Below are 12,278 nucleotides of genomic sequence, written 5' to 3'. Positions count from 1 at the left end.
CCCCCCCCCCCCCCCCCCCCCCCCCCCCCCCCCCCCCCCCCCCCCCCCCCCCCCCCCCCCCCCCCCCCCCCCCCCCCCCCCCCCCCCCCCCCTGGGGGAGGCTGTTACCGCGTCAGGAGACGTTGAGCGCGGTGTCGTCGATCACGAAGCTGGTCTGCTGCGAGGCGTCCTCGGTGCCGGTGAACTTCAGGGTGACGCTCTGACCCGCGTAGGAGGACAGGTCGAAGGACTTCTGCACGTACCCGGTGGCGGCGTTCACGTTGGAGTAGGTCGCCAGGGTGGTGGAGTTGGCCTGGACGGTCAGCTTGTCGTAGGCGGTGGTGCCGGTCTCGGCGGTGTCGATGTGCAGCCAGAAGCTGAAGGTGGCCTTGCAGCCGGCCGGGATGGTCACCGTCTGGGAGACGGTGTCGGTGTGGGCGGAGCCGTAGCCGTCCAGCCAGGCCTTCCAGGAGCCGCTGTGGGCGGGCTGGGAGGTGGAGTTGTCGACCACGCCGGCGCTGGAGGTCCACGGCGCGGCGGTGCCGGTCTCGAAGCCGGCGTTGCCGATCAGCTGGCCGGCGGTGCAGGTGCCGCCGCCGGTGCCGGCCTCGCTCCAGCTGAAGCTGGTGGAGCCGGCCGCGCCGGTGGTGTCGGTGGCGCTGACGGTCACCGAGGAGGTGCCCGCGGCGGTCGGGGTGCCGGAGATCAGGCCGGTCGAGGAGTTGATCGACAGGCCGGCCGGCAGGCCGGTGGCCGCGTAGGTCAGGGTCTGGCCGGACGCCGAGTCGGTGGCGTGGATCTGCAGGCTGGCGGCGGTGCCGACGGTGCCGCTCTGGGTGCCGGGGTTGGTCACCGTGACGGTGTTGGTGGTGCCGCCGCCGTGGGTGAGGATGGCGTGCGTGATGGCGCAGGAGTTGGTGTCGTTCGACCAGCTGGCCTGCTCGGCGAAGGTGCCGTACGAGCCGAAGCTGACGTTGGCGGCGCCGCCGGCGGTGCCGGGCTGGAGCCAGGCGCACTCGTCGGAGTTCTCCTGGCCGTTGTACGAGGAGCCGGAGACGTGGTTGGTCCAGCCGCCGGCCGGGTTCTGGTCGGACATCATCTCGTGCCACTCGTGGCCGAGGGTCATCGTCCAACCGTCCAGGGTTCCGGGCGAGTTGACGAAGCCGACGCCGCAGGAGGAGCCCATGTCGATGTTGTACGGCTGGTTGGAGAACGCGATGTCGCCGTAGTTGGAGGTGACGGCGCCGCCGGTGAGGGTGGTGTCGCCGTTGTAGTCGTGCCAGGCGCAGTAACCCTGGGTCGGGCTCTGGTAGTTGTCCGGGTTGGTGCCCTTCGGCGACAGCACCACGTAGTACGCGTCGCGGTTGGCCGCGGCGGTGGTGTTGCCGAAGTGGGCGGCCGCGTTGACGGCTTCCACGCCGAGCTGGTGGCCGGTGGAGGAGGCCGGGGAGGCACCCGCGTTGTCGTACCAGACGCCGGAGAGCACGCCGCCGGTCTGGTAGGGGATGAACGCGGCGTTCGACGGGCAGGAGACCGCGCCGGAGGCGACGTTCGGGCCGTCGCACCACTGGGTGAGGTCGGCGGACCAGGTCTCGCCGTTGGTGCCGATGCCCTTGAACATGTTCTGCGCGGCCTGCGCGGCGCCCGCCGCGTCGTTGGAGAACGTCAGGTTGCCGTTGGCGTCGGTTCCCTGGGAACCCCACTGGTTGCCGTAGAACACCAGGTAGACCTTGGAGTGGCCGCTCTGCACGCCGATGCCGTCGACGCCGCCGCCGTAGGACAGGGTCTGCTGGCCGGTGGCCGCGGCCTGCAGCTGGTGGGCTATCTGGTCCTGCTTCTGCTTGGCGTGCTGCTTGACGCCCGGGACGGTGCTGTTGGTCTGCGCCGGGGCGAACGGGTTGAACTCGTTGGAGACGCCTCCGGTTCCGGCGGAGCCGTGGTGCGCCTGGCCGGAGACCGAGGACACGGCGGCCGGCTCGGGGGTGGCGGCGTTCGCCGGGGCCGCGGTGGCGGCGAGGCCGGCGGCGGCGAGCGCGAGCGAGGCGGCGGCGGTCAGCGCCGCCATCCTCGAACGCATGGCGGTGGGGGTCATACCCATGGGTGGGGAGCCTCTCTCCTCCGGCCGCCCGTACCTCGGTGGGGCGCAGTGCGGCCGATAAACCTGGGGGCGGGAGCGGACGGTGGGGCACGACCGGGAACGATTGCCGCCCACGGAAATACGCGGCATTCCGTATTTCCGGTGGCGGCAGGCGAGTTGACGGAGCCTCGTACGGGGCCGGTCGTCCGTCTGCGGGCTGAAGCAAAGCAGAGCTGCCGATGGACAGTCAATGGACCCGGTTAAGGGAAAACTCAGGAACCTTGTTCACGCAGGTGGGGGCGCGTGCCGGTGCGGGTCTTCACCCTCCGGCGGCGTCAACAGTTTTCAAGTTGGCATCCCTGTTCTTGGCTGTTCGGGTGGAATTCAGTACCGCCTCTTTGCGAGGTTTTTGAATTCCGGTCGCAGTAAAGAAGCCCGGCCGGTGGGTTGTCAGTCCGTCAGGTTGGCGGGGCGGTGGGCGTGGTAGCCGTCGCCGTCCTTGAGGCCGTAGGTGTGCGTGGTGTAGCGGGTGCCGACGCCGCCCGCCTGCTCGTAGGCGTGGTAGGAGGTGTGCTTGCTGTTGTCCCAGCTGTCGAAGATGACCACGTGGCGGTGGTCGGGGTCGCTGCTGTTGGCCTTGATGACCAGGTCGCCCTGCCGCAGTTCGGACATCTTGATCGCCCTGGTCCAGCCGTCGTTCTTCAGCGCGACGGTGTTCGGGCCGGACTTGGGCAGGCGCAGCGTCATCGAGGCGTAGCCGGAGCAGTCCTGGCGGTAGCCGTCCGACCAGGTCTTGTGCTGGCTGTAGGGGACGGGCTTGCCGTGGTCGGCGGTCAGCCAGGCCTTGGCGCGGCGGATCTCCTCGGCGCGGGTGGTCTTCGGGGCGTCGGCGGCCCGGGTGGTGGTGACGGTGTCCGCGGCGGTGGCGAGGGTGGGGGTGCCGAGGGCCAGGGTGCCGAGCAGGACGAGGGCGGTGATGCTCCGGCGGTGGGTGCGGTTCATGGTGGTGTTTCCTTTTCGGGGTGGGGGGTTGAGGTTCGGTCAGCTGAGGTGGGCGAGGCGGCGCAGGGCGGCGCGGTCGCCGTGGAAGACGTCGGCGTCCATCGGGAGGCCGGCGGTGCCGGGCAGTTGGGCGTGGTCGCTGTGCTGCCAGAAGTCCCAGGTGGTGGCGCCGGGGAGCGGGCGGGGTTCGGTGGTGCCGTAGCGGGCGAGCCAGCTGGGATAACCGGCGAGGTCCTTCGTTCCGCCGAGGCAGTCGTCGACGATGTCGCGGCGGGTGTAGACGGCCGGTGCGCTGCCGGTGGCGTGTTCGACGCGCCGGAGGAAGGCCCCCAGCTGGGCGGGTTGCAGCCGGTGGCCGTCACGGGTGCACGCCTCGACGTCCACGGCGGGTGGCAGTTCGCCCGGCTTGGTGCCGGTGTGGCCGGCGCCGCGGAGGGTTGCGAGGAAGTGGTCGGCCTGGGCGGCGCCGTCCTGGTCGGGACGGAAGTAGTGGTAGGCGCCGTGGATCAGGTTGGCGGAGCGGGCGCCGGCCAGGTCCCGGGTGAACCAGTTGTCGACGGTGCCGGTGCCTTCGGTGGCCTTGAGCCAGACGAACTGCTGGCCGTCGTGGGCGATCGCGGGCCAGTCGTAGGCCTTCTCCCCGTTCCTGGTCTCGTGGTTGTGGTGCGAGCTGTCGAAGCCGCGAACGGTGTAGGTCTGCGGTCCGCCGGCGGCGTCGGCGGGGGCGGCCGGTCCGAACGCTGCGAGCGCCAGCAAGCAGGCGGCGCGACGGGTGGGCGTCATGGGAAGGTCCTCCTGGGTGCGGTGGTGACGGAGCGTCAGTGCGGCGGTGATTGCTGCGGCCCCGGTGACAGCGTTGCCCGCCGGATGCCGCCCGCGCACCGGTTGCCGGTTGTCGTCCGGGCCCGGCACCTCGACAACCCCTCCCACCTGCCCGTTTCCTGACGGCCTCCCGGGTGGCGCGGCGCCCCGTGTCCGGGGTCGGGCGGGCTCGTTGGGTGGGGTGGAGTCGAGGGAGGCGGGGTCGCGGTGAGCACCGAGGGCGATCGCGGGCGGGTGCCCGGGCAGGGTGGGCGCGGGGCCGGGTTCGGGGCGGTGCTGCGGGAGCGGCGGCAGTCGGCCGGGCTCTCGCAGGAGAAGCTGGCCCGTCAGGTGCACTACGACAAGAGCCACATCAGCAAGGTGGAGAGCGGCGACAAGCCACCCACGGCGGCGTTCGCGCGGGCCTGCGACCAGGCGTTGCGGACGGGTGGCGCGCTGCTGGAACTGGCGGTGCGCGGTCAGTGCCCGTACCCGGGGCTGGCGAGTTTCGGGGCGGAGGACGAGCGCTGGTTCCACGGGCGGGACCGGGCGCGCGCCGAGTTGCTGGCGCTGCTGGGCGAGCGGCTGGCGGACCGGGGTGGCCCGGTCGCGGTGGTGGGCCCGTCGGGCGCGGGCAAGTCCTCGCTGTTGCGGGCGGGGCTGGTGCCGGCCCTGCGGCGCGGCGCGCTGCCGGCGCTGGGGGCGGTCGACGCCGAGGTCTTCTCCCCCACTGCCGAACCGATGGCGCGGCTGAACGCGCTCGCCCGGGGCGCCTGCCCGGTCTGGATCGTCGACCAGGCCGAGGAGTTGTTCACGCTGTGCGCCGATCCGGGTGAGCGGCGGGCGTTCCTGGACCGGCTGTGCGAGGAGGCCGGACCGGACGGCAACCGGCTGGTGGTGCTGGGCCTGCGGGCCGACCTGTACGGGCACGCGCTGGCGCACCAGGGCGTGTTGGCGGCGGTGCGGCGCGGTCAGCTCGCGCTGGGGCCGATGAGCGCCGAGGAGTTGAGCCGGGCGATCACCGCACCGGCCCGCACCGCCCGGCTGGAGCTGGAGCCGGGCCTGCTGGAGGTGCTGCTGGCCGATCTGGGCCTGGACGGCGCCGCGGTCGGCGCCCCGGACGGCGGCGCCTACGACCCGGGGGCGCTGCCGCTGCTCGCGCACGCGCTGCGCGCGGTGTGGCAGCAGCGCTGCGGGCGGGCGCTGTCGCTGTCCGGCTACCGGGCGATCGGCGGCCTGCACGGTTCGGTGGCGCTGACGGCGGAGCGGGCCTGGTCGCGGCTGGACGGTCCGGCCCGGGTGGCGGCCCGCCGGGTGCTGCTGCGGCTGGTCCACCTCGGCCCGGACGGTCAGGTGTCGCGGAGGCGCGCCGAACTGTCGCAGCTGGCGGCGGCCGACGCCGAGCCGGGCCAGGTGGAGCAGGTGCTGGCGTCGTTCGCGGACGACCGGCTGATCACCCTGGACGCGGCCGGCGCGACGCTCTCCCACGAGGCGCTGCTGCGGGCCTGGCCGCGGCTGCGCGGCTGGATCGAGGACAGCCGGGACGAGTTGAGACTGCATCAGCAGCTGACCCAGGACGCCGAGAACTGGGCGGCGTCGGGCCGCGAGGAGGCCCTGCTGCCCCGGGGCAGCAGGCTGGAGGTGGTCCGGGCCTGGGCGGCGTCCGACGGCGGGCGCGGCCTTGCGCCGGTGGAGCGGGACTTCCTGGCCGCCGCCGCGCACCGCGCCGACCAGGAGCGCCGGGCGGAGCGCCGCCGGGTCCGGACCCGCCGTCAACTGGCTGGCATCCTGGCCCTGTTGCTGGTCGCGGCGGCGCTCGCCGGCGACCTGCTGCGGCAGGAGCACGAGCGGGCGGAAGCGGCGACGGACGGCCGCAGCGCACTGGTGCTGCTCTCCGAGGCGCAGCGCAGTTCGTCCCGTGACCCGTACGCGGCGCTGTGGCAGTCGGTGGCGGCGCGCCGGATCGCCGAGGCGGGCGTTCCGGAGCTGCGCCGGGAGGCGGACGACGCGGTGCTGAGCACCCAGGGCCAGTACCTGGCGGGGCGGATCCCGGGTTTCGAATACGGGGTGAACGGGCTGGCGCTGAGCCCGGACGGGAAGCTGGTCGCCACGGGTGACGCGCAGGGCCGGGTGACGCTGTGGGATTCCGCGACCACCGCGCGGGTCGCCGAGCTCCAGGGGGAGGTCGGGCATCCGGTGCAGGATCTGGAGTTCGGCCCGGACGGGTCGGTGCTGGCCGCCGCGCTCACGGGCGACGAGCGGCGCCGGATCCTGCTGTGGCGGGTGGCCGACCGGGCGCCGTTGCCGGCCCCGGTGATGCCCGTGAACGGCGAGGGCAGGCCGGCGAAGGCCAAGCGGCTGGCGTTCAGCCGGGACGGCGCGCTGCTGGCGGCGGGCTCCGGCGACAAGGCGCTGCTGGGCCAGGTGTGGGTGTGGCGCACGGACGCGGGTGCGGCGCCGCCGGTGCGGACGCTGGCGGACCATGCGGGCGCGATCCAGGGGTTGGCGTTCGGCGCCGGCCACCAGTTGGCCTCGGCGGATGTCGGCGGCGCGGTGCTGGTGCGGGACGTGGACGCGCCGCCGCGGCGGGACGGCGGTGCGCCGGTGGTGTTCGCGGGCCGCTCGCCGTCGCCCCGGTCGTTGGCGTTCGCGGCGGGCGGCGGGCTGCTGGCGGTCGGCGACGAGCAGGGCGGGATCCGGTTGTGGCGTCCGGCGGACCCGGACACCGGGCCGCGGCAGTGGCCGGCCACTGACCTGCCGCCCGGTCATGTCGGTTCGGTGAACGCGCTGGACCTGACGCCGGACGGCGCCACCCTGGTGTCCGCGGGCGACGACGGCGCCGCCCGGGTGTGGGACGTGGCGACCGGCCGGGTGGCGGCCGAGCTGCACGGCCATCCGACGTTCGTGCTGGGCGCGGCGATCGGCCGGGACGGCCGTACCGTCGTCACCTCGGCCGCGTTCGGTTCACCGCCGGGGAGTGTGCTGGTCTGGGATCTGCGGCGGGGCACGGATCTGGCGCCGTGGCCGGAGCATCCACAGGTCACGGCCGTCGCCGCGGCCGGGGACCGGGCGGCGGTCGGCACCGCCGACGGCCGGCTCGCGCTGTGGGACGTGGGCGGGCCGGTGCCGCGTCCGATCGATGTCACGGGTCCGTCGGGCAGTGCGGTCACCGCGCTGGCCTTCGACCGGGGCGGCCGCGCCCTGGCGAGCGGCACCGACAGCGGCGCGGTGCAGGTCCGCGGTGCGGCGGACGGCGCGGTGCGGGCCTCGCTGCGGGTGACGGGCCGGGTGTCGGCGGTCGCGCTGAGCCCCGACGGGTCGCAGCTGGCGGTGGGCACCACATCCGGCCGGCTGCTGCTCGGCCCGCCGGACGGCTCGCCGTTGCAGGAGCGCCGGCCCGCGAACGACGACCGCGTCCACGCCCTGGTGTTCCTCGGTGACGGCGCCGAGCTGGCGTTCGCCGGTGACTCGCAGTTCGTCCGCCTGCTCACCGTCGCCGATCCGGGGCGGCCGGTCCGCGCCAGCGCCTACGGGCACGCCGATCAGGTGCGCCGGCTGGCCGTCAGCCCGGACGGCCGCTACCTGGCGACCGCCGGGAACGACCGGCTGGTGAATGTGTGGGACACCCGCGCCGGTGCGCGACTGGACACCGTCCGGCGCTCGTTGGACGACACGGTGCTGGCGCTGGCGTTCGCCCGGGACGGCCGGGCGCTGGCGGCGGTCGGCCGCGAGGGCCGGCTGCGCCGCTGGGACACCGCGCACCCGGACGCCCCGGCCACCACCCTCACCGGCCCGGCGCAGTCGCTGAACGGTCTCGCGTTCCTGCCCGACGGCCGGGCCCTGGTCGGCGGCGACGACGGCACCGCCCCGCTGTGGAGCCTGTCGCCGGACGCCGCGGTGGCGCGGGCCTGCGCGGTGCTGCGGGCCCCACTCCCCCGCGACGAGTGGTCGCGGCTGCTGCCTGCCGTCGGCTACCGCCCGGACTGCGGCTGACCCGACGGGCCGTCGGGCCGGCGTGACTGCACCAGGGCGACGTAGCGGATGGTGAAGACCATCGGCACGGCGAACCCGGCGAGCTGGACCAGCAGCGAGGCCAGCGAGTGGCCGTGGCCCGCGTGGGCGAGTACGCCCAGGACGACGGCGGTGATCGCGAACGCGGCCGTCCACACCGAGGTGATGATCACGTTGACCCGGATGAACGGCTTGAGCGGCCAGATCTCGGGCGGGGTGCTGCGCTTGGCGATGCCGAGCGTGAACGGCTTGCCGATCAGCAGCGAGGTGCCGGCGATGACGGCGAGGCAGGCGGAGGAGAGCGTCGCGGAGTAGTCGCGGATGCCGGAGTGCGGGTCGGCGAAGGCGAGTACGGCGAGCGCGGCGAAGTACAGCGCGGAGCCGAGTTCGATGATCAGCGCGTCCCAGGCGGCTCCGGCCCTGCGCTGCTGGAGGATGACGGCCGAGGCGACGACCAGACCGGCCAGGGCGGCCCACTGCCACTGGGCGGACGGGATCACCGCGAAGACGATCCAGGGCAGGAAGGTGCGCAGGTACGACATTTCGGTGTGGATTCCCCCTCGGTGAAGCGGCCGTTCCGGCCGTGCTGCCCGCAAGCCTATCCACCTGGCGCACCAATCACACCAAACGTCCGGATACCGACTATTGACATTGCGCCAACTCCCGTATCCACCAAGGAACATGCGTCGGCTCTGTCCTAACGGGATGTCAGGATCCGGGGCATGGAGAACAACACGGGGATGAACACCTACCAGCGCCTGGTCGTGCGCCTGCACGAACTCGGCATGATCGACCGTCGGACGGCGGACGAGCAGGTCGCGTCGACCGCGGCCTGGGGCGAGCCCCGCCCGGAGCGGCGCGCCCAGGAGTTGGCCGGGGTGCTGGACGAGTGCGGCGTCGCGGTGCGGGCGCACGGCGAGGACGTCGACTTCGCGGAGAGCGCCTACGAGTCCGTCCTCAGGAACGCGGCACGGATCATCGGCGGCGCGGTCACGGTCACCGGGGTGGAACTGGTCGGCGAGATCGGCGACACCCGGGAGCTCCGTTTCAAGGTCAACGGCGTGGCGAAGTCGTGGTGGATCGACCAGCCGTCCGACGACTACCTCGACCTGGGGGCCATCGAGTTGGGCATCGGCGACCTCGAGCCGGGCGGTGCGGACCCCCGGGTCTTCCACCCCGTCCCCGCCGACGAGACCTGCGGGGACGACCTCCACCTGCTGGCCACCCCGGCCCAGGCGGCGGCGCTGCGCGAGGAGTTCGGCCTGCGGATCCGGGTGTGCGACGCGGACGGCGCGGTCGTCCAGGAGGTGTAGTGGCGCGTCAGAGGTGGGCCAGGTAGTGCGCCAGGTACGGCGGGGTGCGCAGGGCGGGTATCTCCTCCCGGCGCACCAGCCGGACGGCCTGGCCCTCGCCGAGGACGAGGGCGCCCTCGGGTCCGTCGTAGACGGCGTGCAGGACGGTGGTGGTGTCGGCGATCAGCGGGTGGCGCGGCGCGTCGAGTGGGCGCAGCGCGGTGACGGTGATGCCGGCTTCTTCGCGGATTTCGCGGGTGGCGCAGTCGTGGGCGTTCTCGTGGCCTTCGCGCCAGCCGCCGATGGGGGCCCAGTGGCCGGGCCAGGCGATGCCTGGGTGGTCGTCGCGGAGGTTGAGCAGGACGCGGTCGCGGGCGGGGGTGGTGACGAGGACGAGGACGCCTTCGAAGGCGTCGGCGCCGGGGTCGGTGTCCTCGGCGTACAGGGTGGTGCGGGCGCGGCGGGCGCGGTCGACGAGCATCAGCCGGCGGTGGTCCTGGGGTCGCATCCGGTTGCGCCAGCGCCAGAGGGTGTCGACGGCCCAGTCGGTGTGGGCGGTGGTGAGGCGGATGCCGCGCAGTTGGTCGTCGTCGAGGGTGCCGCCGTCGAAGATGTAGTCGGTGGCGGCGAGTGGCCGCTGGGCGGTGGGTGCGTGGTGCAGGACGGCGAGCAGGCGGCGTTCGGTTTCGACGTCGATTCCGAGTTGCTCGCGGGCCCTCGACCGGGCGCTCTGCCAGGGGGTTTCGCCGGTTCGGGTGTCGCCGCCGGGCAGTTGCCAGCGGTCGGGGTCGTGGGCGGAGCGCAGGTGGAACGGGTGGCCGTGCCGGTCGGTGAAGTAGAGGGCGCCGTGGCTGCTGGCGAGGGCGGTCCGGCGCAGGTACTGGCCGATGGGTTCGGTGAGGTCGTGGTGTCCGGTCACGGTGTCCCCCTGTCCGCGTGCGCCTGTCTTCGACCCTAGGCAGCGGTGCGGCGCATGCCAATGCCCGGTGCGGGATCCGCCGGAACCCGGCAGCAGCCGAATTCACCCAGACGGCGCAATGCGGGCAACCCGCCGTGCGCGCGGATGTAAGGACGGGTTGGGTGGGACCTGGGGCCGGCGATCTTGGTCGGCCCGTGGAACGGATGAGGGAGCGTCGATGTACTACAGCAGCGGCAACTACGAGGCGTTCGCCCGGCCGCGCAAGCCCGCGGGAGTGGACGGCAAGCGGGCGTGGTTCGTCGGCTCGGGGCTGGCATCGTTGGCGGGCGCGGCGTTCCTGGTCCGGGACGGACAACTGGCGGGCGAGCGGATCACCATCCTGGAGCAGCAGCGGATTCCGGGCGGCGCGCTGGACGGCATCAAGGAGCCGGAGCGCGGGTTCGTGGTCCGCGGCGGCCGCGAGATGGAGAACCACTTCGAGTGCCTGTGGGACCTGTTCCGCTCGATCCCGTCGATCGAGATCGAGGGGGCCAGTGTCCTCGACGAGTTCTACTGGCTGAACAAGGACGACCCGAACTTCTCCCTCCAGCGCGTCACCCACCAGCAGGGCCGCGACGCCGGCACCAACGGCCTGTTCGCGCTCAATGACCGGGCGCAGCGGGACCTGTTGAAGGTGTTCCTGGCGACGCGTCAGGAGATGGAGGGCAAGCGGATCGACGAGGTGTTCGGCGAGGACTTCCTGTCGTCGAACTTCTGGCTGTACTGGCGGACCATGTTCGCCTTCGAGCAGTGGCACTCGGCGCTGGAGATGAAGCTCTACCTGCACCGTTTCGTGCACCACATCGGCGGTCTGCCGGACTTCTCGGCACTGAAGTTCACCAAGTACAACCAGTACGAGTCGCTGGTGCTGCCGCTGGTGCGGTGGCTGATGGACCAGGGTGTGGTGTTCCAGTACGACACCGAGGTCACCGACGTCGACTTCTCCTTCACGGACGGCCGGAAGCAGGCGACGGCGCTGCACTGGGTCTCCGGCGGTGAGCCGGGCGGGGTTCAACTGACCGCCGACGACCTGCTGTTCACCACCATCGGCTCGCTGACCGAGAACTCCGACAACGGCGACCAGCACACCCCGGCGAAGCTGAAGGAGGGCCCGGCGCCGGCCTGGGACCTGTGGCGGCGGATCGCGGCGAAGCACCCGGACTTCGGCCGTCCGGACGTGTTCGGCGCGCACGTCCCGCAGACCAAGTGGGAGTCGGCGACGGTCACCACGCTGGACCACCGGATCCCGGAGTACATCCAGAAGGTCTGCAAGCGGGACCCGTTCTCGGGCCGGGTGGTGACCGGCGGCATCGTCACCGCCCGCGACTCGTCCTGGCTGCTGAGCTGGACGGTCAACCGGCAGCCGCACTTCAAGCAGCAGCCGAAGGACCAGATCGTGGTGTGGCTGTACTCGCTGTTCGTGGACGTGCCCGGCGACTACGTGAAGAAGCCGATGCAGGAGTGCACCGGCGAGGAGATCACCCGCGAGTGGCTGTACCACCTGGGCGTTCCGGTGGAGCACATCGACAAGCTGGCGGCGGAGGCGGCCAAGTGCGTGCCGGTGATGATGCCGTACGTGACGTCGTTCTTCATGCCCCGCCAGGCCGGCGACCGGCCGGACGTGGTGCCGCCGGGCGCGGTGAACTTCGCCTTCATCGGTCAGTTCGCGGAGGCCGGCGACCGGGACTGCATCTTCACCACCGAGTACTCGGTGCGCACCGGCATGGAGGCCGCGTACCGCCTGCTCGGCGTGGAGCGCGGCATCCCCGAGGTGTTCAACTCGACGTACGACGTGCGGGCGCTGCTGAACGCGGCGAGCCGGCTGCGCGACGGCAAGCCGGTGGCACTGCCCGGCCCCCACGCGCTGCGCAAGCGGCTGAACAAGCGGCTGGAGACCTCGGAGATCGGCGAGCTGCTGAGCGAGTACAACCTGCTCCCCGAGTGACCCCGCATACGGTGCCCCGGACCCGAACGGGTCCGGGGCACCGGCGCGACTACTCGGCGCGTCGAACCGAACGGCCGCCTCGACGCCCTGCGGGTCGACGCTCGACGCCCTGCGGATCGACGCTCGACGCCCTGCGGGTCGACGCGCGGGTGAACGCCCCAGGCCTCACACACCGTCAATGCCACACTTCCGTCGCACCCCCGTCGCGCAACA

At 72.9% G+C, this 12,278-nt stretch carries 8 protein-coding genes; 3 read left to right on the top strand and 5 right to left on the bottom strand.

From position 1 onward, the window contains the following. Positions 1-112: 112 nt before the first annotated feature. From ACGFWJ_RS08070 to ACGFWJ_RS08060, 3 genes are all read right to left on the bottom strand, one after another. Positions 113-2,077, bottom strand: coding sequence for a putative Ig domain-containing protein (locus ACGFWJ_RS08070; RefSeq protein ID WP_392946481.1), 1,965 nt, complete (start codon positions 2,075-2,077; stop codon positions 113-115). Positions 2,078-2,506: 429 nt separating this feature from the next. Beyond that, positions 2,507-3,058, bottom strand: a complete 552-nt coding sequence (locus ACGFWJ_RS08065; RefSeq protein ID WP_387649417.1) for a hypothetical protein — start codon at positions 3,056-3,058, stop codon at positions 2,507-2,509. A gap of 39 nt (positions 3,059-3,097) precedes the next feature. After that, positions 3,098-3,841 carry a glycoside hydrolase family 25 protein gene (locus ACGFWJ_RS08060; RefSeq protein ID WP_392946478.1) on the bottom strand — a complete coding sequence of 248 codons (744 nt, stop codon included), beginning with the start codon at positions 3,839-3,841 and terminating at the stop codon, positions 3,098-3,100. Positions 3,842-4,087: 246 nt separating this feature from the next. Here ACGFWJ_RS08060 and ACGFWJ_RS08055 point away from each other — a divergent pair, with 246 nt between their 5' ends. Then, on the top strand, positions 4,088-7,852 hold the full coding sequence (locus ACGFWJ_RS08055) for a helix-turn-helix domain-containing protein (RefSeq protein WP_392946475.1): 3,765 nt from the start codon (positions 4,088-4,090) through the stop codon (positions 7,850-7,852). Here ACGFWJ_RS08055 and ACGFWJ_RS08050 read toward each other — a convergent pair. Then, entirely contained in the window at positions 7,831-8,412 is a 582-nt protein-coding gene (locus ACGFWJ_RS08050) for a hypothetical protein (RefSeq protein WP_392946473.1), read from the bottom strand. The genes ACGFWJ_RS08055 and ACGFWJ_RS08050 overlap by 22 nt on opposite strands. Positions 8,413-8,592: 180 nt before the next feature. Between ACGFWJ_RS08050 and ACGFWJ_RS08045 the strand changes: the two genes are divergently transcribed. After that, positions 8,593-9,183 (top strand): hypothetical protein, encoded by a 591-nt coding sequence (locus tag ACGFWJ_RS08045; RefSeq protein WP_392946471.1) that lies wholly within the window; start codon positions 8,593-8,595, stop codon positions 9,181-9,183. 7 nt (positions 9,184-9,190) lie between these two features. Here the strand turns inward: ACGFWJ_RS08045 and ACGFWJ_RS08040 are convergent, their stop codons facing one another. Next, a complete protein-coding gene (locus ACGFWJ_RS08040) occupies positions 9,191-10,081 on the bottom strand; it encodes an NUDIX domain-containing protein (RefSeq protein WP_392946468.1) in 891 nt (296 codons plus the stop codon). Between the two features lie 217 nt (positions 10,082-10,298). Here ACGFWJ_RS08040 and ACGFWJ_RS08035 point away from each other — a divergent pair, with 217 nt between their 5' ends. Next, complete coding sequence (locus ACGFWJ_RS08035) at positions 10,299-12,065, top strand: oleate hydratase (RefSeq protein WP_387649434.1); 1,767 nt, start codon at positions 10,299-10,301, stop codon at positions 12,063-12,065. The last annotated feature ends 213 nt before the right edge of the window (positions 12,066-12,278 follow it).

The organism is Kitasatospora sp. NPDC048407 (assembly GCF_043200475.1).
Lineage (GTDB): Bacteria > Actinomycetota > Actinomycetes > Streptomycetales > Streptomycetaceae > Kitasatospora.
This window is presented reverse-complemented; position numbering and strand designations above follow the sequence as displayed.